The organism is Barnesiella intestinihominis YIT 11860 (assembly GCF_000296465.1).
GTDB lineage: Bacteria > Bacteroidota > Bacteroidia > Bacteroidales > Barnesiellaceae > Barnesiella > Barnesiella intestinihominis.
Genome location: NZ_JH815204.1, coordinates 524,390 through 550,102, shown reverse-complemented (window position 1 = coordinate 550,102; position 25,713 = coordinate 524,390). Strand labels below are relative to the sequence as shown.

17 protein-coding genes are annotated in these 25,713 nt (G+C 44.1%); 8 read left to right on the top strand and 9 right to left on the bottom strand.

Annotated features, from left to right (window positions below; all coding sequences use genetic code 11):
* Positions 1 to 229: 229 nt before the first annotated feature.
* Positions 230 to 1,267 carry a DUF6340 family protein gene (locus HMPREF9448_RS07070; protein ID WP_008861905.1) on the bottom strand — a complete coding sequence of 346 codons (1,038 nt, stop codon included), beginning with the start codon at positions 1,265 to 1,267 and terminating at the stop codon, positions 230 to 232.
* A gap of 95 nt (positions 1,268 to 1,362) precedes the next feature.
* Positions 1,363 to 1,920, bottom strand: coding sequence for a hypothetical protein (locus HMPREF9448_RS07065; RefSeq protein ID WP_157260352.1), 558 nt, complete (start codon positions 1,918 to 1,920; stop codon positions 1,363 to 1,365).
* A gap of 163 nt (positions 1,921 to 2,083) precedes the next feature.
* Here HMPREF9448_RS07065 and HMPREF9448_RS07060 point away from each other — a divergent pair, with 163 nt between their 5' ends.
* A complete protein-coding gene (locus HMPREF9448_RS07060) occupies positions 2,084 to 3,469 on the top strand; it encodes a Gfo/Idh/MocA family protein (RefSeq protein WP_008861903.1) in 1,386 nt (461 codons plus the stop codon).
* Positions 3,470 to 3,558: 89 nt separating this feature from the next.
* Here HMPREF9448_RS07060 and HMPREF9448_RS07055 read toward each other — a convergent pair whose 3' ends face one another.
* From HMPREF9448_RS07055 to mutA, 4 genes are all read right to left on the bottom strand, one after another.
* Positions 3,559 to 6,165, bottom strand: coding sequence for a M6 family metalloprotease domain-containing protein (locus HMPREF9448_RS07055; RefSeq protein WP_008861902.1), 2,607 nt, complete (start codon positions 6,163 to 6,165; stop codon positions 3,559 to 3,561).
* 193 nt (positions 6,166 to 6,358) lie between these two features.
* Complete coding sequence (locus HMPREF9448_RS07050; protein WP_008861901.1) at positions 6,359 to 8,800, bottom strand: phosphodiester glycosidase family protein; 2,442 nt, start codon at positions 8,798 to 8,800, stop codon at positions 6,359 to 6,361.
* A 157-nt stretch (positions 8,801 to 8,957) separates the two neighbouring features.
* Positions 8,958 to 11,093 (bottom strand): methylmalonyl-CoA mutase, encoded by a 2,136-nt coding sequence (scpA, locus tag HMPREF9448_RS07045; protein WP_008861900.1) that lies wholly within the window; start codon positions 11,091 to 11,093, stop codon positions 8,958 to 8,960.
* Between the two features lie 41 nt (positions 11,094 to 11,134).
* Positions 11,135 to 13,006: a methylmalonyl-CoA mutase small subunit gene (gene mutA, locus HMPREF9448_RS07040; protein WP_008861899.1), complete on the bottom strand. Its 1,872-nt coding sequence runs from the start codon at positions 13,004 to 13,006 to the stop codon at positions 11,135 to 11,137.
* Positions 13,007 to 13,351: 345 nt separating this feature from the next.
* Between mutA and HMPREF9448_RS07035 the strand changes: the two genes are divergently transcribed.
* The 6 genes from HMPREF9448_RS07035 (at position 13,352) to HMPREF9448_RS07010 (ending at position 20,150) form a co-directional block, all read left to right on the top strand.
* The gene (locus tag HMPREF9448_RS07035; RefSeq protein WP_008861898.1) at positions 13,352 to 14,545 is read left to right on the top strand and encodes a DUF3575 domain-containing protein; all 1,194 of its coding nucleotides are present in this window, start codon (positions 13,352 to 13,354) and stop codon (positions 14,543 to 14,545) included.
* Positions 14,546 to 14,560: 15 nt separating this feature from the next.
* Positions 14,561 to 15,421 (top strand): FimB/Mfa2 family fimbrial subunit, encoded by an 861-nt coding sequence (locus HMPREF9448_RS07030; protein ID WP_008861897.1) that lies wholly within the window; start codon positions 14,561 to 14,563, stop codon positions 15,419 to 15,421.
* Positions 15,422 to 15,450: 29 nt separating this feature from the next.
* On the top strand, positions 15,451 to 16,353 hold the full coding sequence (locus HMPREF9448_RS07025) for a fimbrillin family protein (RefSeq protein WP_008861896.1): 903 nt from the start codon (positions 15,451 to 15,453) through the stop codon (positions 16,351 to 16,353).
* A gap of 30 nt (positions 16,354 to 16,383) precedes the next feature.
* A complete protein-coding gene (locus HMPREF9448_RS14180) occupies positions 16,384 to 18,222 on the top strand; it encodes a fimbrillin family protein (RefSeq protein WP_008861895.1) in 1,839 nt (612 codons plus the stop codon).
* 155 nt (positions 18,223 to 18,377) lie between these two features.
* Positions 18,378 to 19,343 (top strand): fimbrillin family protein, encoded by a 966-nt coding sequence (locus HMPREF9448_RS07015; RefSeq protein ID WP_008861894.1) that lies wholly within the window; start codon positions 18,378 to 18,380, stop codon positions 19,341 to 19,343.
* A gap of 345 nt (positions 19,344 to 19,688) precedes the next feature.
* Complete coding sequence (locus HMPREF9448_RS07010; protein WP_008861893.1) at positions 19,689 to 20,150, top strand: helix-turn-helix domain-containing protein; 462 nt, start codon at positions 19,689 to 19,691, stop codon at positions 20,148 to 20,150.
* Positions 20,151 to 20,840: 690 nt separating this feature from the next.
* On the opposite strand, the gene prmA is transcribed toward HMPREF9448_RS07010, so the two are convergent.
* The 3 genes from prmA to HMPREF9448_RS06990 all read right to left on the bottom strand — a co-directional run bounded on the left by prmA (position 20,841) and on the right by HMPREF9448_RS06990 (position 24,914).
* Entirely contained in the window at positions 20,841 to 21,686 is an 846-nt protein-coding gene (prmA, locus tag HMPREF9448_RS07005; protein WP_008861892.1) for a 50S ribosomal protein L11 methyltransferase, read from the bottom strand.
* A 19-nt stretch (positions 21,687 to 21,705) separates the two neighbouring features.
* Positions 21,706 to 22,461 (bottom strand): tetratricopeptide repeat protein, encoded by a 756-nt coding sequence (locus tag HMPREF9448_RS07000; protein ID WP_008861891.1) that lies wholly within the window; start codon positions 22,459 to 22,461, stop codon positions 21,706 to 21,708.
* Between the two features lie 227 nt (positions 22,462 to 22,688).
* On the bottom strand, positions 22,689 to 24,914 hold the full coding sequence (locus HMPREF9448_RS06990) for a tetratricopeptide repeat protein (protein WP_008861890.1): 2,226 nt from the start codon (positions 24,912 to 24,914) through the stop codon (positions 22,689 to 22,691).
* Between the two features lie 254 nt (positions 24,915 to 25,168).
* Here HMPREF9448_RS06990 and HMPREF9448_RS06985 point away from each other — a divergent pair, with 254 nt between their 5' ends.
* A complete protein-coding gene (locus tag HMPREF9448_RS06985) occupies positions 25,169 to 25,669 on the top strand; it encodes a DUF4293 domain-containing protein (RefSeq protein ID WP_008861889.1) in 501 nt (166 codons plus the stop codon).
* Positions 25,670 to 25,713: the final 44 nt, after the last annotated feature.

The window sequence follows — 25,713 nt, the reverse complement described above, 5'->3', positions numbered from 1 at the left end:
CCCCCTGCCGTACTCCGCAGCATGACGGGTCGTTTTGAATAACATCGGAGCCGAGGAGAAAGGGAGATATACACCTCACCCTCTCCCCCCTGTGTTTTGCGCAGCAAAATATAGGGGGAGTGCCCGCAGGGCGAGGGGGTTAATACAAACAAAAACTTCACTCCCAAGTACATCACCTTTATTTGGTGATGAAGATGCAAGAAAATAGAGGGCTTCCCAATCTTTGTCTCTACATTTGTTTCTGCAACAAAGAATTATCAGACTTCCGTTCCATCAGTTGTCGACGATAATCCCGTAAAACAGTTATATCAGAAGCATTACTATCCACCCTCTTTTCAAATAAGGAAAGTGATTTATCTACCCATTCAATAGCGACTTTATAATTATCGAACAGCTCATTATACACAGCCAAATTGGCTGCTGCCATAGCTCGGGTAGTTTCATTTTTCTGTTCTTCATAAACATATTCCCACAAATAAGAAGCCTCTTTGTATTTTTTCTGCTGCCAAAAATCATAAGCATCATCCATCGCCGGATTGGTAGATGTATAAATATAACGATTGACATTGTCTACATGAGGAATAAACAATTCTCTTACCCGTGCAGAAATCTGCCTCATCGCCTCTTGAATAAACTCAGCGGTCAGAGGCAATGAACTATGAGCATCATCTGGCGTATACCCGAAAGATTGCCAATATAACGTATCCGTAACCATTTCGGAAGAAGGTTCTATCTTGTTCGGCCAATATACACGTAAATTCAAAGTCGTGGCTACCGATAAGTCTGTAACAAAGACAGTCTCTCCGGAAGAACCTAACAAAGTGTGATCCTCCATATTTACTACCATATCGGTTTTATCGAGAGACACGACCGCTGTATTATCGGCTCCTCCCCTTACAATCGAAAGTTGATTTTCCGACAAAAGAGGATACAAACTTTTAGGCAAGGTTATAGAGTCGTCATAAAAAATTGTAATCTCAGGGAAATAATGTGCATCAGAAAGCTCTAATGCTATATATTCTGCCAAACGATAAGTCGTGCTGTCATGCGGCACGACCAACGTATATTCCTTACCCGAAATATCCTTATATTTATTCCCCTCTTTTTCGTTAGGCTCTGCCGAATTATTAACGACAGTTACCCGCACGATATCCGCCGGAAAAGTAACTTTTGCCGGTCGCCACACATCGAACGAGAGTACCGAAGCCGATCGGCATCCCGTCAGCAACACAGCAAATACCAATATACAACCCCATAACTTCTTCATATAAAATCTCCTTTATGCCTTAGGTTCTATTATACAAATGTAATACTAGGCAAAGTGTTCACGAGATGAATAAAAAACATTTAAGCTATTTTAAACTATTTGCGCAATCGACGCATTAAGGCCCTCATTCCCGGCGACATATCAGTTTCACATAGAGCCTCCAATTGTTGTAACATATCTTCACCCCATTCTACCCACCGGGATAAAAATTTCAATATCGAAAAAGTCCACACTTTTTCCGATATCGTTATCTTTGGGTCAATACTCCACGAACAGACTATTTCGGCCAAATTTTCAGCAGAATGCCTATCTGGAATATACTCCTTATGTTTCAACATACTCAACATTATACGGCCATATTCTCTTCTTACCCCGTGGTGGTTGACACGACAAAAATCCGAAACGAACTTGTCTTTATATCGTAAAAAACAAAGGCGGTTCGTTTCGTATATTGCAGAGATACCCCATGCTGCACGAAATGCCTCTGAACCAGATTCCCCCACAGCTATATCCATTGCTTCGGCGATACAATCCTTCTGCTGTAAAAATTCTGCAATCCGAATTTTCATATCCCTACCCGACAGAGCCGTCAAAAATGCCTTCAACTCATCGCTCCCCATACATGCCGATATTGAACAAACAAATGTAATCATTCAACTTCTCTCACACAAACAAGATCAAGAAAAACACCATTACAATCTCATAAGAAACGAATCGAAGCAATATATATATAAATCGAAAATATTAAAAACATAAATTGTTTCGTATTTTTCTCTTTTATATATTTGTAGAAATTTTGAAAATCAAATCTAAATCATGAAACGCTCGGAATTTTTAAAAGTAATGGGACTTACCGCTGTCGGTGCAGCTTTTGCGCCTTCTATTTTAGCCAACGGAAAACAGACAAACAATGTATCTCGAATCGCCACCGACATAAAAGACCTGAAAGCCAGTGTAAATCGACCGGTAACATTTCTTGTCCTCGGTGCAGGTAACAGAGGAAGCGTTTACGCCGGATATGCAAAAAAGTACCCCGATTGCATGAAAATAGTAGGAGTCGCCGATAAAAATCAATTGCGGCTAAAATCTATGGCCGAAGACCACGATGTCCCGGAAGAAAACAGATTTACCGATTGGAAAGAAGCCTTGAATAAAACAAAATTCGCAGATGCCGTTATCATTAGTCTACCCGACAATCTACATTATGATCCTTGTATGAAAGCGCTTTCGATGGGCTATCACATCTTACTCGAAAAACCCATAGCACCTACTGAAAAAGAATGTACGGACATTCGAGATTTAGCGATCAAAAAAAATGCCATTGTAGGAGTCTGCCATGTATTACGATACGCACCCTATTTCATCGCTCTCAAACAAATCATCGATTCGGGTGACATAGGGCAACTGATTAGTATACAACATCTCGAACCCATACAATACGCACACATGGCGCACTCTTATGTAAGAGGCAACTGGCATAATTCAAAGGAAACTACCCCCATTATTTTGGCAAAATCCTGCCACGACCTCGACATTATCAGATGGCTGGTCGGCTCTCCATGCAAATCTATTTCGGCCTACGGCTCTTTAACCTATTTCAAACGGAAAAATATGCCGCAAGGTGCTACCGAACGTTGTTTAGATTGTCCGCATGAAAATGAATGCCCCTATTCCGCATTAGACATTTATTTGAAAAAACGAAAACATATATATGCATTCGACCTGCCCAAAGAACGCAGCCTTCAAAACGAGGCAATACGTAAAGTGATACGGACTACCGATTACGGACGCTGCGTGTTCCAAATGGACAATGACCAATGCGACCACTACGTGACCAGCATGGAGTTTGAAAATGGTGTTACAGCCAATTTCTCTATGGAGGCATTCATGGCCAAAGGAGGAAGAAGGACTCAAATAATGGGTACGAAAGGAGAAATCGTAGGTGATATGACAACATTTACCGTAACCGATTTCCGCAGTGGGAAACAGCGCATATGGGATGCCAAAGTAGAAGAAGTGAAAAGTTACGTCGGACACGGGCACGGCGGCGGAGACCTATGTTTGGTTCGCGATTTTATAAACGCTGTCGGGAACGATAACCGCGACTATCTGTCTAGCCCCATAAGTGTTTCAGTCGAAAGCCATATCATGGGATTCAAAGCCGAAGAAAGTCGGCTGAACGATCGAAAAGTAAAAATTTGAGTTCTCAAAAACTTTTATACATATACTATAAAAAAAAGACTGAAGCCCATTTACATTCGCTTCGGTCTTTTCTTTATAGTATCATACCATCATTTCACAACCACACGAGTTACCGATGTACCACAGCGCACGACATATACACCCTTAACCGGAACCGATAACAAAGAACGCCCATTCACAGATGCCGATACGACAATCTGACCTGTCAAATTAACGACCTCGACCGGCTGTGACGTTTCACACTCGACCACAATATAACCGTTATCGGTATACACTCGATTGCGCGACTCCGGCAAATCGCAAATACCGGTAAATAAATCCACCTTCACCACATTGGAATAGTCACTTTCTTCCCCCTCTGCGGTCACAGCTTTTACTTTATAAGAATACACATACCCCGGCTCCAAATCAACGAGCTGATACGATGTATCCGTAATTCCCGTCACAATCAGAGGCCAAACATCGCTAACAGCTTGTTTAGAAGCCATCTCAGGTAAAACTTCACCGCTATATATAACGATATTATCGAGATAAGCCCTCTTTTTTCCACTGCTCGCTGTCGACATCAGCACGATTTTACTATCGGCTGTACCACCTGTAAAAGTCATCGTGTAAGTATTCATCTTACTGGTCGAGAGAATTTCGGTCGATTGAGCATTCGACTCATCTCCTTCGACATATACCTTTATCACAACACTTTTCTCTTTACTTCCATCGAACATAGAGGCATCGAACTGGACAGTAAATACTCCGTCGCAAGAAGATAAATCGATAGCCGGAGTACATACAGCTCCCCCGTTATCCGAATTACCTAGTTTCATCTTTCCTATGTTCGGGAACAAATACTTACCACTCCAACCCGAAGTTTGGAAATAACCGTCCTTCGCATTTCCGAATGTAGTCGTTCCTGCGATATTTGTAGTCTCGTCAGCCGTGCAATTCGAGAAATCCTCCGACAGTAAAATTTCGCCACCGGCCGATGGTTGTTTTCTATCGACCTGCAACGTATAGCTGGCAGCATTCTCTACCGACGACCAGTTTGCGGTAAATCCGGTTGCTGTCACATGAGTAGCGACATCGGCCACGGGAGCAAGCACTGCCGGGGTTCCTCCCATAAAGTCGAACGTAATCACACCATTATCTTGTGCGATGTTGGTTACAGGTTTTCCCAACTTCAATCCGGTATTTGTCTTTGCAGCCGGGCGACTGTCATCGGTAAAAGAGGTATTACCATTATAGGGATATAAGTCACCATCTTCATTATACTCGCTATATTTATTGTCGGCCGGCATAATGGTCATGCGCTGGCGGATCGATTCGTTGTTAACCGTATTATAATCCCAAACGGACTGATCGTAATCGACTTTCACGATCATCAGCCCGGCTGATGCCATATATCGATCCCAACCGGTCTGTTGCCTATTTTCCAATGTAAAATATTGATCTTTATCGCTCGATACTATCTTATAGGCCTTCTTGCTATCGGCCAGATTTTCCAGTGTAACCGAAGAAGGAGCCGTCAGCTCTTCGATAGTTATCCAACCGCAAAACTCCCGCTCATATGCTGTGTACCCGACCGGAACAGAACCATCGGAATAACCGTCGCCATCGGAATCAGGGCCATTATAACAGCCATAATCCATCAAACTCCACGTGCCCATTCCATAATTCGAAGTCACACCGCTCGTATCGTAAAAATCGGGGAGTCCCAACGTATGGCTATATTCATGGCAAAATGTACCGATTCCGTCCCGAGTAGTACCACTGTTTCCCAACAGCTCGGCCGAACAAGCATAAGCATCGAGATATTTACCGTCGACCGATACTCGCTTTTGCGCACCTTGATAAATATACCAAGCATGAGGCCAAATCGCATTTTCCAAAGAACCGTCTATATCCGACGATTCTCCATACCCGGCATAAATCACATACACCAAATCGACGAATCCATCATTATCTCTGTCATATATCGTGAAATCGACCGTCGATTCAGACTTCTTACAAGCATCGATAACCATCTCATCGGGACGTACGTCTTGACCGGAATAATCATTAGCCCCATAATAAGCCATCGTATTGTCGAGAGTGATAGGCCCTACCACATCGAATGTCGGTTGAAAGAGTCCTCCCGATTGAGAAATGAAATAATCCCGAGCGCTACCGATGGCTCCCATATAATCATATCCTTCCTTATTCATCATCTCGTCGAAAGCCTGCTGTGTCCCCACCGAACTGAATTTCTTATCGCTGAACTGAACCAACAAGACCAAACCGTGCACATCGTCGCCGGCAGTAGCCTGCGTAACTCGACGAGTTATATTGTTTTGTAATTGTTGCTTCCGTAGATTACGACGACTAAAAAGTTTCTGTGAAATCTTCTTCTCGGACAGCGATGTTAAATACGCCTTATCCGAAACACTCCTCATCGACGAATCGCGGGCTATCACATTGCCCGCAACAACCAGTCCCGTTGCAGACAACTCGGCATAACGATAGAAACCATCTTCGCCACGTACTACCGGAATGCCATCGGAAGTAGACTTGTAATGATAAAATTCATCACCTACGGTTTTAACGGTTACAACGGTCCCGTCCGGTTGAGCGACCCTAACAAGGACAGGCTTGGCCGGTACGGCAAAAAGCGGAGATACACCCAATAAAATACCGGCGCACAATGAGATAAAATTTTTATTCATAGACAATCATGTTTATAAAAGCGAATAAAGATACTAATAAAAATAAAACAAAGAAAAAAATACGGTATTCTTAATTTATGAAAAAAGTTTTGTATTCCTCCGAATGATCAAAACACTCTTAAAAAATACAGATAGCCTTCTCTCGAAAGAATCCTAAATAAAGAACCCCGAAAAATTCGGGGTTCGCTTCTCATTACCATGCAAGTTTTTCCACTACACGACCGTTTTTCGTCTGTATTCCCACCAAATATACACCCGGAGGTAATACGAACGGTAACTCTATGTCACAAACACCACAACCCACAGCCTTATCGCAGAAAGTTTCCAACAGTCTCCCGTTCATATCCGACAATGTAATAACAATATCTTCTCCTTCCGATATACCTTGTATCCTTATTACTCCCGGATCAATCTTACTTATCGAAAAATCAGATCCGCATTTTACCTCTTTTATCCCATCGGGTGCTTCATGAGGGTAATAAGCCTTCAAATCCCTAAATGAAATTTTCTGATTCGGTCCCTTTATCTGTGTCGACAAGTATATCTTCATACCATTCAACACCACCGGGAAAGCCGTTACATCTAAATCGGCAAAAGACACTGTATAGACAGAATCGCTATCGGCATCTGGATTAACGATACGGCTCCAAGAACCAGTAGAACAAGAAAATTCATAAGAAATATTATTGATTAAAGCGCTCCAATTTTTCACCTGTATCGAAATCGAATCGGGTAACCCGAAGAAACGTATCGGCTTATCCAACATAATATTAGGAGCACGCCCGGTGGATAAATCGAACAACAGAGTAGTACCGTCACTCCAACCCACAGGAAGGACAGACGAATCGAAACGAATGTCGGTTATAGCAGAACTACCGGTTACAGAAAAAGAAGCTCCATCAGAAAAATGTTCATGCACATTCTCTCCCACTCCAATTTCAACAATAACCGGTAACTGAATTTCCACATCTCCATATTTCCCTTGCAACACAGTTCGCCCGTTCGTGACACCTCTCACGACACCTTCCACTACATCACAGCAATCCGCTCCCACAGATTGCCAGTCAAAAATAGCAGGATTTACCATATATCTCTTTCCGTCCGATTCGGTCTCGATCTCTATCGGATATTCTCTAATATCGTCGATACAAAGACTATCGGCACATAATTTAACCGACTTGCCGGCATTACCCATAACGACCCGTATTTTACATGCAGAGTCACCTTTCCGAGCCGTAATCGTTCCTAACATAGAAACAGCTCCCGCACAAAACTCGCCACGACTATTCACATATCCCAATTCCTCCGGTTCGCACGAATAAGTAACATCTTTAAAATCATCGTCGATAATCTCGCCATAACGGTTATGAGCCAATACCCTCAAAGGAACCACCGACAAAGGTATAGCCTGCACAGAAGGTTTAGAAAAAGAAACGAAAGAAAACGTACTGTCAACCGGAGCTAACGAAATACCTTGAAACGAATCCATCACAGCCCTCTCTTTTCCATCGGTAGGAGTATTTACCACTTCGTCACAAACAACCATAGTAGCCGATCCCCCACCGTCAAAATTAACGACATTCCAAGCTCCTTGCTCTACTAAATAATAAGCATTCTCAACCATAGAGGCCTTGTCGGCGGTAATGATAAACAATCTTTTCCCGTCTTTCGTTATCCCCACCAATGTACAAGGATAGTCTTGAAACTCACGTCCGGGAGTGACAAAATCGTTGTACTCTTTATCGTGAAGTTCTCCGTTCAATATCACGCTCGGCCAACCATGCAACGCTTGTACAACGTTTTGTGCCGGTGGAACGGATATGCCGGAATTGGGAAACGTCGTATTCACAAACCGCTGGTCGATATAAACGACATCGCCTACTTTTACTTTATCCTCGAACTGCTCCGACGCATGGTTTCTCATAAACAAAATATGACTTTTTCCATCGGGTTGTATAGGGGTATGCTCCATAGCCTCCACTCGACAAGGAGTCGAGTTACCGTTAATAATCCATTCCCCTTGCGGCATTATTTTCACATATAAACCGTCTTCCGTAAGAGTAAGACTGCTATACGTATTGAACAATACGCAATTTCTGTATGATTGTATTCCGTATGCCGACTCGTTCACATTGTCGATCGTTATTTCTGTTTGGTCTGGACAAATTACCTTTGCCGAATATTTAGGAGGGAAAACCTCTGCCACCTTATCTTTGCTAATAGACATGACAGAACGACCATAATCGCCGTAATGACTGACAACTTCTCCGTTACGGACATTGATCCCCGCAGCCGTAGTCTGCCCCGTATAATAAAATAAATCGTGATTTACCCCGAAAAACGCCCGGTGTCCTTCATAAGAGTTACTCTTACACTGCGATGACGTTGTCTCCCGTGAGGCATCCGGAGTCTTCCCGTTAGACGGATATACCTCTACCGCATTATATTCGTTATTCAAATCCAATGTAATTTGATGTAACTGTATCGGCTTTTGTGTAAACTCGATATGAGTATACACAGCTCCGGGACCTATCGGATAATGACTTATCGTATCGGGAATACCCCACTGCGGCTTCTCGGCCTGAATGCCCAAACTAAGCAATAAGAAACTAAAAGGGAACAAATAATTTTTCATATATATCAAGATTAAGAAATAAATCGGTTCTGCAAATTAATATATTTTTCAAATCATAGACAATTATTTTTAAACATTTTTATAACAATATATTATTATCAAAAAAAGCCCGGCAGTTTATTACTGCCGGGCTTCAACACATTATCCTTTTCCAAAATTACTCATCGAGAAGAATTTCGAGTATCTGGCACGCAGCTTTGGCTACCGAAGTACCCGGGCCAAAGATAGCCGCTACACCGGCCTTGTAAAGGAAGTCATAATCCTGTGCAGGAATAACTCCACCGGCAATTACCACAATATCCTCGCGACCCAATTTCTTCAACTCTTCGATTACCTGAGGAACCAAAGTCTTATGGCCGGCAGCCAAAGAAGAAACACCCAACACATGTACGTCGTTTTCGACAGCCTGACGCGCAGCTTCCGCCGGAGTCTGGAACAAAGGTCCCATATCCACGTCAAAGCCACAATCGGCATATCCGGTAGCTACCACTTTGGCCCCACGGTCATGACCGTCTTGTCCCATCTTCGCTATCATGATACGAGGTTGGCGACCTTCCTTTTTAGCGAATTTTTCGCACAATTCCGTTGCCCGAACGAAATCGGCATCCTTTTTAGTCTCTGATGAATACACGCCTGATATAGTTCTGATTACTGCTTTATAACGACCTACGACAACTTCGCAAGCATCGGAAATCTCTCCCAACGTAGCGCGAACCTTAGCGGCTTTGACAGCCAAGTCGAGCAAATTACCCTTCTTCGTCTTCACACATTCGGTAATCGCATCAAGAGCCGCTTTAACCGCGGCTTCGTCGCGATGAGCTTTCAAATCTTGCAGACGCTCGATTTGCTCTTTACGCACAGCCGTATTATCGACTTCGAGAATATCGATGGGAGCCTCTTTTTCAAGACGGTATTTGTTTACACCCACGATCGTCTGTTTACCCGAGTCGATACGTGCCTGCGTACGGGCGGCAGCCTCTTCGATACGAAGTTTCGGGAGTCCGGTTTCGATGGCCTTAGCCATACCGCCCAACTTCTCGATCTCTTGAATATGTTCCCATGCCTTATGAGCCAGCTCGTTAGTCAGAGCCTCTACATAATAAGAACCTGCCCACGGGTCGATTTCTTTTGTAATATAGGTCTCTTCTTGAATATAAATCTGAGTATTACGAGCGATACGAGCCGAAAAATCGGTTGGCAGGGCGATAGCCTCGTCGAGAGCGTTGGTGTGCAACGATTGGGTATGCCCCAAAGCAGCCCCCATAGCCTCGATACAAGTACGACCCACATTATTGAACGGATCTTGTTCGGTCAGTGACCAACCCGACGTTTGCGAGTGAGTACGCAAAGCGAGAGATTTCGGATTCTTGGGGTTGAACTGTTTTACGATCTTAGCCCACAACATACGTGCGGCACGCATCTTGGCGATCTCCATAAAGAAATTCATGCCGATAGCCCAGAAGAAAGACAACCGCGGAGCGAATGCGTCGATATCCATACCGGCGTTGATTCCGGCACGCAAATATTCAAGACCGTCGGCCAACGTATAAGCCAGCTCTATATCGGCTGTCGCTCCGGCTTCCTGCATGTGGTATCCCGAAATGGATATCGAGTTGAACTTCGGCATGTTTTGCGAAGTAAACTCAAAAATATCGGCGATGATACGCATCGAGAATTCAGGCGGATAAATATAGGTATTACGCACCATAAATTCTTTCAAAATATCGTTCTGAATCGTTCCGGCCATCTCTTCGAGTTTCGCGCCTTGTTCCAACCCGGCATTGATATAAAAAGCAAGGATAGGCAACACGGCTCCGTTCATCGTCATGGATACAGACATTTTGTTCAAAGGAATACCGTCGAACAAAACCTTCATATCTTCGAGCGAACAAATCGATACACCGGCCTTACCTACATCGCCTACCACACGCTCGTGATCGGCATCATATCCTCTGTGTGTCGGGAGGTCGAATGCCACAGACAATCCCTTTTGTCCCGAAGCCAAGTTTCTACGATAGAAAGCATTGGACTCCTCTGCGGTCGAGAAACCTGCATACTGACGGATTGTCCACGGACGAATGGCATACATACCGCTGTACGGGCCACGAAGAAACGGAGGAAGTCCGGCTACATAATTCAAGTGTTCAAGACCTTCGAGGTCTTCTTTGGTGTAAACAGGTTTGACGGGTATCAACTCCGGGGTTATCCAGTTTTCACCCTCATGGGCTACTTTCCCTGCCGAATGGGCGAAAGCATCCTTCGTAATATCTATATTCTTAAAATTAGGTCTCATTGTCTTTTTGTTTTTTCTTGTGTGATACAAATTGTCCGCCTTTAAATCGAAAGTTTTTCATTAAACGATTTCAACGTATCGAGTACATTCGAACGAACGTGAATAAACTCGGTAATACCCTGAGCCTTTAATTCGTCCATACAAGCCGGAGCTCCGGCTACGACGAACAGAGCGCGACCATCGAGTATCTTGAACGCTTCCGGAGCATATTGAGCGTACTCGTCATCGCTCGAACAAAGTACCACAATATCGGCTTTGGCGTCCAAAGCGGCATCGATTCCGGCCTGTACGGTCTCGAAACCGAGGTTGTCGACGATCTTGTATCCGGCACAAGCAAAGAAATTCGACGAGAATTGAGAACGTGCTAAACGCATGGCCAAATTCCCGATAGTCAACATGAATACCGTCGGTCGTTTGCCCGAACGTTCTGTTGCCAATCGCAAAGTTTCGAAATCACTGGCTGCCCGTTTGGTATTCAACACGGGGAACTCGGGTTCGCAATGATGTCCTCCCTCGTGCTTTCCGCATCCGCAACCGCACGCTTCGCCGTTAACGATTTTATCGCTGGCGACTTCATTGAAATTGGGGTATTGATTCGTTCCCAACAGAATTTCTTTCCGACGAGCCACATTCATATGGCGCGTCTCGGCCGAAGCGTTCACTTGATTTTGTACGAATCCCTCTTTCACGGCTTTGTAGAAGCCGCCCTTCTCTTCCACTTCGAGGAAAAGTTTCCAAGCCTGCTCGGCGATCGAAACCGTCAAAGTCTCCACATAATAAGAACCGGCAGCCGGGTCGGTAATACGATTCAAATGCGACTCTTCTTTCAACAATAACTGTTGGTTACGAGCGATTCTTTCCGAAAAATCGTCCGGTTCCTTGTAAGCCTTGTCGAAAGGAGTCGTCGTAATGGAATCCACACCCGCCAAAGCAGCCGACATCGTCTCGGTCTGCGAACGAAGGAGATTCACATGAGCGTCGAATATAGTCTGGTTGAACTCCGAAGTCTGCGCATGAGCCTTCATTTTACAAGCACAATCGCAAGCCGGATTATATTGTTTCACAATTTGAGCCCATAACATACGGGCAGCCCGGAATTTGGCAAGCTCCATAAAATAATTGGACGATATGCCGAAATTAAATTTCACTCGTTTAGCGACTTCGTCGACCGACAGACCTTTATCTGTAAGGGCGGCCAGCCACTCATTACCCCAAGCCAAAGCAAAACCGAGTTCCTGAGAAATAAAAGATCCGGCATTGTTCAACATCACGGCATCGACTGCCAATACCCGGAATCCGGGCAACTCTTTCACCGCATCGATAACCGCAACAGCCTGATCGGCATAATCGGCGAAATCACGGCCTTTGGTCAACATTCGCTTAAACGGATTGAAACGAATCGAGCCCGATACCTTTTGCAAATCGGCAGGAGTCGTTTTGAAATAAGCGGCTACTGTTTCGGCAAGTTTCACTGTGCTTTTCATGCAAGTGGAGAAATTCAATTCCACATTCTCCACGTCGATACCATGCAGCAAAGTTTTCAAGTTTTCTACCGAAATCAAATCTTTGGCAATCTCGAATCCCAACGATTCCACACCCTTTTTCAAAATATCCAGAGCCTTTACATTGGCTTCTTTCACATCGGTTACCTTGATATCCTGACGAACCAGCCAATTGTTGTCGGCACGAGTTCCTCGCACGTAGGGATATTCACCGGGAAGAGAATCGGTCGTACTCAAATTTGCTATGTCTTCGGCACGGTACATGGGGTTAACATTAAACCCTTCGTTAGTCCTCCATACGAGCTTTTTGTCAAAATCAGCTCCTTTAAGGTCTGCCACGACCTTTTCTTTCCATTCCTGTGTGGACACCGGAGGGAACTGGTCAAACAGTTTTTCTTTACTTTCTGCCATAGTTGTTATTAGTTAAGTTGTTTAAGCCAAACTATTTATATAAATATATAGAATATATACTATTATTCGCAAAACAAGCCGAGCATAAAATCTATATGCCCGACATCTGACAACAAAAGTAGTACAAATAGTTTGAAATAAAGAATTTTTTCTGTAATTTTTATGTATAGATACTTCTCTTATAGTAAAATATTAAGAAATTCAAGACCACCATTTTTATTACACTAAATTAACAAATCAAAAAACATTTTTTCAAACAAAGAATAATAGATTTGCAAAAATCTTTTAATATTATATAGTCGATACATATTTATTTATATCCATAGAAAAACAAAACTGCCCAATATGAAAAAAAGCAAACAATTATTATTGATAACAGCATTGTTGTTTATATGGGAATTACCTGTAATAGCACAACAACCGACAGACACAACCTATATATTCCGTTTCGTTCCGAACGACGACATGTTCTATGTACCGTGGAATGGAAACGACCGGTCTCTGCACCAGCTCCTAAATATTTTGGAAAAGAACAAAAAGCAGTTGCAAGCCGGGCAAATGTATATCAGCGTTTCGAGCTATGCCGCATCGGCGAACGATATATTGACTTCCGAACGCATGGCATACATTCGTAACAACAGAATAAAATCGGAACTCATCACGCAGGGAGGATTGACCGAACAGATGTTCGTCACCGACCGGGCTATCCCCTCTTCTTATGGGAAAGAACAACTGCACAACGTCGTTGTCGTCACCTTTCCGGCCAGCGTAGAAAAAGTAGCCGAAATTGCAGGGATAGAAGCGGCTCGACGGGTCGAAAATTACAACAAAGAGAGATCGGGAAAAGCCGAACGGGAACGTCTGTCCATAGAGCAAGCTGCTCGTGAAAAAGCCGAGGCAGAACGACTGTCGAAAGAACAAGCCGAAAGAGAACACCTTGCCGCCCAAGAAAAGGCCCGCAAACAAGCTGAAACCGAAAGGCTTGCGGCTGAAAGAGAAGAAAAAGAACGTGCCGAAACAGAGCGCCTCGCTGCCGAAGCCGCCGCAAAAGCGAAGGCTCATTCGCTCTCCTTGCGGGCAAATCTGCTCCGTTGGGGTACTCTCACCCCCGACCTCGGAGTGGAATGGCGCTTGAACCGTCACGTAGGCATACTCGTGAACGGCTCCTACACTTCTTGGACGTGGAACAGCAACGACCGTCGTTATGCCTTATGGGAAATCGCACCCGAAGCGCGCTACTACATCGGTAAAGAAAAACGAGGCTACATCGGAGCCATATACAAAGCCGGCTCATTCAATTACAAACTATCCGAGATCGGTAAACAAGGCAATTTAATGGGCGGCGGATTAACGGGCGGCTACCAATTGAAACTGAATAAGGCGCTAAACCTCGATTTCTCTCTCGCTCTCGGCTGCCTCCATGCCGATTACGACAAATACATCGTTATCGACGGCATACGGGTACGTCAGGGAAAGGAGACTAAAAACTGGTGGGGCCCCATATCAGCCGGAGTGACATTAGTATGGAATATATTTTAATTGAAAGGAGGTAATATGCAAACGATACGATATATAATGAGCGGAGTAGCAGGTTTGCTACTGTTAAACTCTTGTGTAAAAGACGAACTCTACAAAACACCTCACCCCGATAAAGGAAGAATAACCATAACGGCCGATTGGTCTCATCGTTCGACAGACTGCCCTTTACCGGAAGAATATGTATTACAGCACTCCTGCTGCGAAGGGAAGGCACTCAAAGCACCTGTGGACCGCGAGTTCTGCCACCCTTCTCTGTTTGAGCCCAAATCCCATACACTCATCGCATGGAACGAAGCCGAGGGAATAACGATCGACCATACTACGGCTCATATAAATACGGTAGAAAGAGGTTTATTGGAGTCATTGCCGGGATATCTGCTGACAGAAGCACAAAACATCAATGCGATAAAAGACGATACACTCGAAGTAGAAATCTACATGAAACAAAAAACGCGCGATTTGTTATTCGAACTGACCGTTAAAGAAGGAGACCCGGATCGCATCTCAAACATCACGGGAACCCTTTCGGGAATAGCAGGTTCGTTCGACCTTTCATCACAACGAATCTGCGGCGAAGCCATGAACACAAGTTTTCCTTTTGCTCGAACTAACAATAAAATAACAGCGCATACCCGACTGTTGGGTACAACCGGTTTGAAACAATCCTTACGAATCGATCTGACTTTCACAGATGGAAGCTCGCAAACCATCGAAAACGATCTCACCGATCTGTTGAAAAACTTCAACGACGATATGCCGACTCCCATGTACATAACCGGAGACTTGCTGACTCCGATCGAAGCCGATATGACGGCAACGATCGTCGGCTGGGAAAACGGTAACGAAGAAAACGGTGAAAACATCGAAATTTATTAAAAGACAAACGAAACAAACCGACTATAAAAATGAAAGTAAAAATTTTGATTTTAGCACTCTCCATCGTCACTTTGGCCGGTTGTGGTAACGATGAATCTCCTCTCGGCGATACAACAGGGAATAGCGGCCCGACAGCCCTGCATGTGAACGGTAATATATGCGTGACATCGCGTGCAAACGACACCCGATGGGAACCGAACGACCGTATCGGAATATATATGCTCGCCAGAGAAACAGTGGAACAAAACAATAAACTTTATACCACGACCGATGGAAGCGGCAAATTCACGGCCACCGAAGCCGAGGCCATCTACCTGCCGACAGACGGTTCGAGACGCAATTTTGTCGCCTATTATCCCTACACGGAAAATCTTGGTGACAACGGTCGCACTTATACGATCGATATAACCGACCAATCCTCTCAAAGCGCAATCGACCTTTTGGGAAGCGACAACCCGGAGACCGATAAAAATACACCGTCCGTGCGTTTCACGTTCTACCACAAACTGGCGAAAATAGAACTGAACATAACCAGCGGAACAGGATTCGACGATTCCTCGGTTTTGGAAGGTCTCACCGTAGAATTGACCGGACAACAAACCTCTGCGACATACGACGTCATAGATGGTAATGAGATAGCGATCGTAACAGAAACGCCCCGAACAGTCGATTTACTCGTGACAAACAAAGGGACGAAAGCCGAAGCCATCATTCTACCGAGTGACAATTTCGATGAAATGTCTCTGAAATTCAAACTAAAAGGCGGTAGACATTTTATATGGCTCGTACAATCCGCCTTCGCGACCCGTTTCGAAGCCGGCAAAAAATATAAATTCAACGTCACGCTCAACAAGACAGAAATCGACGTAACGTCCGAAATTGTAGACTGGATATCGGGCAACGGTACAGGCGATAGCGGAGAAGCAGAATAAAATTTGAAATTTCAACAAACCTAAAATAATATGAAACAATATCTCTTTTTAGCGACCGCCCTGCTCGGACTGGCGGCATGCAACGAAACAGAAAGTCTGTCGGGTTATGACGGACAAGTCGAATTGAGATTCACCAGCGGCATCGATGTACAGACTCGATCCTCCCACGGGCTGGACACACAGCTCAAAGATGGAGAAACGGTACATCTATGGATAGACGATTCTAAAAACCGACAGCAAACCATAGATCAAGAAAATCTCTATGAAAATATACTCTTGACCAAAGAAGGAGGGGCTGCCGGGACATTGAGCGGCAGCACGCCCATGTACTTCCCGTTAACCGGCAACGACGTAAACATCTATGCCCTTCACACCAACGCCACATGGTTCGGCAATACCTATCCGGCAAGGTCGCTCACCCATACCGTAGCCGCAGACCAACGCAGCGAGACCGATGGTTATGCTACCTCCGACTTGACTTATGCCAAACTTACCGGAGTTTCGCGAAGCGGTAACCCCACCTCCGTGGCCGTACAATTCAGGCATTTGCTTTCCAAAATCGAAGTAATACTCAAAAAGGGAGTCGGTGAAAACGATTTTCTCGCCGGTATAACCAAAGTAGAGATACTGAATACCCTACCCCAAGCCCAATTCACGCTCGATAAAGAAAAGCATGCATATGGCAAAAACACCGAGCTCCCCGACGGGATTGAAATCACGGCAGACGGACCAGTTCAAAATATAACCATCGATACCGACATAACAGCCGAAGGCGCAACTTCGATACTGAACGAAGCCATTATCGTACCGCAAACGATCGAAGCAGGGACGGCATTTATTAAAATAACGTTAGCGGCAGGCGGAGAATTCGTTTACAAAATGAAAGACGGCGGGACAACATTCGAAAGCGGGAAAAAATACCGATACACCATCACAGCCAATCAAACAGCCATAGAAGTATCTTCGAGCATTCACGACTGGGACGAAGGTGTAGGGGACGATGACGGGATAGCTGTAATACCGCCGCCGATAGGAAATATCACAGACCGGACTCAGACACAAGTCGGCGACTTGGCGATGGAAGACGGAACATTTGTCAGAACCGACGATTATACCACCCTCACCGACGAACAGAAAAAAGCGTGTGTCGGTATCGTCTTCTGGACCTACTCAGACACCTATCCCAAATCCACACTGACCAACGACAAGGTATTGATGGCCGATTATCCCGATTGTACTCACGGCCTCATCGTCGCTTTGAAAGATGCCGCCACGGGAAAACCCTGGCAATCTGCAAGCACGACTTTCCGCGAGAGTGTGACAACGTGGCAAGAAACAGCGACTTTCGACAGCAAATACACACAAATCGCCCCTATCTCTCCGGTAGACGAGACGCTCGACAGCGAAGCTCACAAACTGTTGGGATATAACAACACTATGGTATTATTGGCTTATAACAGCGACCCAGCGAAAATACTTTACAGATGTCAAGCCGCTCAATCCATCAAAACCTTCGCCGATAACAACATTACGCCCAAAGGTTGTAGCAGCTGGTATTTCCCGTCTCTGAAAGAACTGGCATTGCTCTGCGATGAGGATTCGTGGAAATATCCGCTACCCAGTTACGGCACAACCGATACGAGCAACAAAGGAAAAATAAACGACATCTTGAATGCCCTGTCCGATAACGATATCGATACTGAAATCCTCGCCGACGTGTATTATTGGACATCACAGGAAGGATACACAGGAAACAGCTATGCCCGTACCAATAGAGCTTATTGTTTAGCATTCTCGACAGGAACAATATCGGGGAACGGCCTCTTCAAGAACCAAAAATTCAATGTCCGTGCGATTTGTGCGTTCTAAACGATTGACTTCAATAGAAATTACATTCGATCAATTTCGTAAAGTCAAATACAGCTATCCCGGGCATCGAGCGTAACGCCCGGAGCTACACATAAAGGTGTAGCCGCTCTTTTCGCCGGGAGCGGTAGCACGAAACAAATAAAAAATATCGCAATATGAAGATGACATACAGAAAAGCGACTTTTATAGGATTATGGGCTGTGATATTCGCATCATGCACTTCGGACGGAGACATGATAACCGAAAAAACGTTGCCGCAAGGTAAATATCCGGTTGCCATGACCGTTTCGGTAGAAAGCCCCATCGCCCGTTCCTCTGTGGACGGCACATGGACGAACGGTGAAAAAGTGACCGTACAGGCCATAACCAAAACAGGCGATGCGTACAACTGGAACGATGCGATCTCCTACCCCTATGAAATAAACAACGATATACCTGTTGCCTTAACAAAAGAAGAAACCCACTATTGGCAGCGTAGCGATGAGACAAAACTCATACGGACTTGGTATTGTGCCGATGGTTCGACCTCAAACACGTTGCCCGACTCGTGGAGCGTAGCAGCCGACCAAGATGAAACTGGAAACGGATATGCAGAAAGCGATCTCCTATTTACAGCCCCCGTCGAAGTAAAATTCGGTAGCACAGCGAACCTGATTTTCTACCATCAAACAGCAAGAATTATCGTTAACATCAAAAAAACGGAAGGTATCGATTCCGCCGACCAGATTCAGTCCGTAAAAATCGGAGATAACAACCTCGCCTTGTCGGGAACTTACACGGCTCCCTCCGGTACAGGCGTAACAACAGGAACATGGCTTCCCGGACCGATGGACAAAACAATTACGCCTTTCAAATTGTCACAGCCTACCGATCCCTCGAAATACATAGCCAGTTATACGGCTCTTGTCATTCCGCAAAACATGGACGGTAAACGACTAATCGCTATCGACACCGAACTCGGCACACATTATTACACCCCGAAAGAGGGAGCCGCCGAACTCGAAGCAGGTAAAGTACATACTTATAACATCACCATCGATAGCAAAGAAGTAACCATAGAAATTCCGGGAAGTATCGACTGGGGAGAAGGTGAAAGCGGTAGTGGCAGCATAGAATTATAACGACGATAGACCCTCAAAAAAACATAAAACCAGTTAGCAATATTTTACAAGATTCGATATACCTGACGACAAACAATTACAATACTGGCAATTTCGTCCTTGTTCGGATTTATCGGCAAGGACGATGCTTTTTTAAAAGAAACACCCTCCTCTATCTTTTTCAATACCGTCATCGACCTCCCCTTAATACCAAATCAAACCAAATGCGGTTGTAAAAACATTCCTCTACTTCTCTCCCGAAAGGAAATCTCCGAGCAAACTAATTGCCGATTTTTTTGTATATTGGTATAAACAAACTATCATAATAGTTTCAGAGAGAATTTAATCGTTTACACCTTATTCCATATGAAAGACGGTAAAAAGCTCGTTTATTCCGGAGACTCGCTCCGAAGATTTTTGCATCGAAAGGGTCTCACCTACAAAGATGCAGCCAAAGAGCTTGGCTTGGATAAAAACACCATAGGCAAGGCAGTAAGAGGCGGAAATATGAATATAAACGTCTTACTGAGTATTGCCAATCACTGGAATTTTCCCATTACCGACTTTTTCATTTTCGTAAATCAAGAAGAATGTGAAGAGACCTATTTTATTAGTCCGAACAAATATAATAACAATTCGGCAAATGATAACCTTTTGGTCTCCGAAGATTCTAAAATCTATAAAAATATTAAAAATTTATCAACAGAAGAGTTGGCTTTAAAAGCATCCAAACAACAAGAAATTTCTTTATTACAGAATCTGATTCGAAATTATCAAGACAGAATCGATTTATTACAGCAAGAGTTGGGACAATACAAATCTGAATAATCATTTCTTTCCCCCGTCATTATTTACATCTCGACAATAATGCGGGGAACTATCTCTGTACATATCGAAGCGTAGAAGAATTGAAATATCTTCACTTTATTTTACTACCTCTCCTCCTATATTGAATCGGTGGGGGTAAACATGAATTTTAGCGAATGAAATGGATTGAATTTCTCCTTCTCCCCTGTCGTGTCTCGTAGCATTACGAGAAGTTGCGGTAACGATATAGGGGATAGCCCGAAGATACAATAGTCTCTGAGAAGAAGGGTTGAAAAGATTTCATAAACTTTTTGGCTGTAAGAGTTAACCCCTCCGTCACTACGTGACACCTCCCCCTATATTTTTGCGTTGCAAAAACACAGTGGAGGAGGAAGAGCGGCATTTCTTGTTTCAGAATAAGAATGGCTTTGTACACCTCTCCCCTGCCATGTCCCGTAGCATTACGGGGTATCGCAACTTAAAATCGAAACAAGGCAAAAGAGAAATACTCCTCAACCTCTCCCCCTGTGTCGCATAGGGGGAGTGCCCAAAGGGCGAGGGGGTTAAAACAAAATTGAAGAATCTTCGATAAGCAGAGCAGATTGGGGAGACACCGAAGAAACGGTAGTCTCTGAGGAGAGGGGTTGGATTGTACAAAAGTACAATCCCCACTAACTATCCTGAGCCCACGAATAACTTGTCTTATCTATTTCAATCGCTCATACATTCGACCGCTACCCATCTGTTTTTCTCGGCGTAACCGACGAAACGCAATCCGAGGTGTTCGGCCTCCGCCCGAATAAAAGGAATATCTTCCACGTAAAAACCACTCATGAAAATACGTGAGCCACGTTTCATACAGGCCACATAAGCATGCATATCGGCCAGCAATATATTCCGATTGATATTGGCAAAAATAAAATCGAACGACTCCTGCTTCAAGGCTTCGATTCCTCCCAAACGGACTTCAACTCCCGATACATGATTCAAACGGATATTTTCAATGGCATTCTCGACGGCAAATTCATCAATGTCGACAGCGACAACGGAAGCCGCCCCCTTCATACGAGCCAAAATACCCAATACAGCCGTACCACACCCCATATCGAGCACCGAGCGACCGGTAAGATCCGATGCCAATATAGCCTGCAACATGAGAGTGGTAGTTTCGTGATGTCCCGTCCCAAAAGCCATCTTAGGATCTATCAGCACATCGTAACGAGCTTGCGGAATATCGGTATGAAATGTACTATGTATCACGCACTCGTCCCCCACGACAATAGGCTTGAAATAATTTTTCTCCCATTCTTCGTTCCAATCCCTCCCGGCAACGAATGTCGCTTCATACGTCACAGATACCCCTCCGATGGGATATTGCGACAACTCTTCTTTAAGTCGTGTCTCGTCATACTTACCCTGAGGGACAAAAGCAGTAACCCCTCGTTCGTCGGGGACAAAACTTTCATAACCGATTTCAGCCAAAACCGCAGCCAAAACATCTGTCGCCATCTCGCTACACGGCTCTACATCGAACCGTACCTGCATATAATCGTTCATAATTGCACTTCTTTTCAAATTATTGTTTTTGTTGCATTGCTTTCAGAGCCCGAGGATAACTCGTATTTTTTACAAATCCATACTCAGGATATTTCTCCATAATCGTCTTGTACATCGCTAACGCCTGCTCATAACGTTCGGATTTCTCATAAACCACCCCGATGGTCACCAACAATTGTACATAAAGCCAATGATGCCCGTTGGTCGAAATATCCTTTTCCATACTCCGGCGAGCTCGTTGATAGCACTCCAAACCTTCCTCTTTATCCCCTCCGAATATTCCCGGCATATAGAACAAAATATTCCCGTACAGAATAGAAACCCAACTATCCCCGGGGGCCAGTTTATAAGCCTCCCGAGCCGACGACAACATACCCGATGCCAACGTAGCCGCACGCATGGGAGAAAGGGCTATTTTCAAACCTATCAAATTGGCATGCAACGCTTTAAACCGAGCATCGTTCGGATACATTTTTCGATAATTCTCAGAAAGCGCCAAAGCGGTTTTCAAATAAGCCTGCGCCTCGTCTTTCTTCTTTTTATCGACCAAATGTCCCACAAGGCCATAATAACCGCACAAAATTTCATGACGCCCCTCCAATGTCCCGCACGACTTATCGGCACTCATTTTTGACAAGACAGCACCCCACTGGGGTATTTTCTGTTGAATGAACAAATCATACAAATTCTCCCGATACTCCGAAAGAGTCTCACCGCATACGGAATTTGTCGAAAACACACCCACAAGAAACAGTACACAAACTATACGTCTCATAAATATTACCTTACTTTTTCAGATGACAAAGATAGTGAAAGGTAAGAGCAGAGACAAACGGAAATCACATTTCCAATTTGGCTATGCCGAGCCGCATCCTATCTTCGTATTTACAAAGATAACGAAAGGCGAGTGCAGAGACAAATGGAAATTCCACTTCCGTTTTGACTATGTCGAACAACGCCCTATCCTCATATCTATATACAGAATCGCCTCCTTGTCAAAGGTTATAAAGAATCTGTAATGCCATACATAAGTTGATCCAACAAAATAGGCATATCGCTCGCAGCGATTCCCGAGGCGATCAAATCGGGAGCATCCTGCTTGAAATTAGAAAGAAACTTAGCAGAATCACCGTTGTCCAGCTCTATACTGCGCCGATAATAATCGATAGCCTTTCTGATATGTCCCAAAGAAAACTCCACATGCCCGGCATTGAAATAATCGAGAGAAACCGGTTTATCGTCCAATATCTTCTCATAATACCGCTGCGCCTGTTCTTTTTTACCGACTAAGAAAGAACACCATGCGATAGGACGCCACGCTTTTCCACCTTCGGGATCGAGATAATCCACCTTGAAGTAATATTTAAGCGCCTCTTCATAATCTTTCTGTTCGACATAACAATGCCCTATATTCATCTGTACCGATAAATTTTCGGGCTGTATCTTTTCGGCACGATGATAATACGAAAGAGCCATCTCGGGCTTTTTCATATTTCTGTAACATGTAGCTATGCGTCTAATCGTCCAGAAATTGTCGGGCGAAATAATTTCTGCTTTGAGGAAAGCCTCCAAAGCGTTGGCATAGTCTCCTTTCTTCTGGTAACAAAAACCTATCTTCTGATAAATTTCACTATCCGAATGATATGCCGCCGAAAGCCTTTCGAACAATTCGAGAGCCTCGGCATAATATCCCCGCCGGAAATAATATTCCCCGATGAGGCGCAAACTGTCCGAATCGCTCAATAACGGATTCAAAACAGATACATGCAATAAATTGATATGCCCGGCAAAAGGATCCGTAAACTCGGTTCGACGTATATACAACTTGAAGAAACGGTACAAATCTTGAATATAACGATTGGATATATTTTCCCGACTTATTTCTTTCTTCATCAATTCCTCTTTTTCCATCTCTTGAACCGCCGCATTCTCGGCACTGAATTGCCCCATCATCAAATCCCTTTGCGACTCGGGAACCTGAGCCAAACTCAAACAAAAAGAATATTTATCCGAATTACACAATAGAGCCGATGCCGAAATCATCTTCTTAAACGTATCTCCGCCCTTACCAGACAATACCCCCGACAACGCTGTATGATCGGGATTAAACGGCAAAAACCAATTTTGAATCGACTGGAAAAAAGGGAAACTCTTCAAATGAGAAAACGTACTCATGAAAACATCGGCTCCCTCCATCTGCAAATCGGTCAACTCCTTTAACTTATCGGTAATTCCCGATTTGTCGAGCATCTCCTGCCACTCCGGATTTTCTTCCAGCGCATTGATATCGTTCATCAAGTCTTCTTGACGTATTTTCTTATAAAGCGATGGCCCCAGTTTCATCATTTCGGGAAGCAGCTCTTCATTCATTTTTCTGGTAATTTTTTCAGTCTCTTGACTCTTGATGAACTGCAAGAAAATATTACGAACATCGGTCTTGAATTTCGGTTCTTCACACAATGCATCGAGGCGATTCCGCAAACTCTTCAAAAGAGGCAATCTCTCCCGATAAATATACATGACGATGAGGGCACAACAAAGCGAACGCATCTGTATTTCGGGCGAAGAATGGCGATAACCGTCCAACAGAATGAGCAACTTTTGCTCGTCGAACCGGTGCAATAAGTTCAACAACACAGCCGAAAGAAGAAGCGAAACGAAAGTATCAGGAAAACGATCGGTGAAAAGAGCCTCTCTTAACGACCGGTAATCTTCCTCTGCCGCCGGATAATTGGTCCATATATCCATAAAAAGATTTCCCGCCGTGTCCTCGATACGGTGTTTCAATGATTGAATTTTAGAAAAATCTTGCTCTTGTTCGCCAAGCAACAAAGCCAAAGAAAGATCGTTGATTTCATTATCGCACACATCGAATTGAGACGATAAGGAAATACCCGTTCGGCTGGCCGACGCATATCTCTTCCACCCATAGTATTGAGAAGGAGAAACCTGCCCGGCCAATCGATCCGAAACCCGATCGGTCAACACATAAGCAGACAAAACCAAATGATCGTAAATACTCTTCCGTTCGGGATCCTCGACACCGTCCAACATATATTGTATCATATATCTATACGACGTCTCCATCTCGTTCAACTTGTCCCGGCTTACCCAATCTTGCAACTCGTTTACCAATAGAGCAAGTTTACCGAAAGCGTCTTTCAATCGTCTCTCGGCAAGCAAACCGTATATATCGTACTGCAATTTCGTTATCTCTGTCGTAATCATCTTTATAAATATAAAATCGAAGTAAATTTAATAGCTTTCCCTTATATAACAAACTTAATTTACAAATAGTGTGCCGGAAAAAGGTTATTTAATTTTTCCCATTCGCCCTACCCTCCTTTCCACAGCTATTTCTCAAATCCACATTTGGGTGTTTACCGACAATTTTCTATCTTTGCAAAACGGAGCGCACAAATAAGCTGCAACCCGCTCCGTTTATTTACGTACCTATTTCACCATTAAAGAAAACTTATATTATGATACAACGAATACAATCGATCTATTTATTACTGACAACGGCTTTAATGGCTGTATTTTTATTTCTTCCGATAGCTCAATTCGATACGACCGATGGCATTTACAGTTTCACGGCACAAGGTATCTCTACCGTAGAAGCTATGACAACTCCTGTACAGGATAGTGCCGCAGCAGTCATACAAACTTCTGTATTTACCCCCACATGGGGAGTATTCGTATTAGGAACCGTAATAGCCGTATTATCGTTTATCACGATTTTCCTATATAAGAACAGACCGACACAAGCGCGTATCTGCATGATCAACGCATTCTTTCTGGTAACTTTCTATATCGTCATCTTTTTGAGCGGTTATACATTCCGCGAAGATCTTTCGGCTTCAAACATATCGTGGACAGCTTATATCGTAATGCCTTTCGTCGCCCTCATTCTCGACATTTTAGCCTATAAGGCCATTAATAAAGACGAGCGTTTGGTTCGAAGCCTCGACCGCATACGCTAAACTTTAAGAAGCTGTTTTAAATTTATTCCGAGACAGATTGAGCC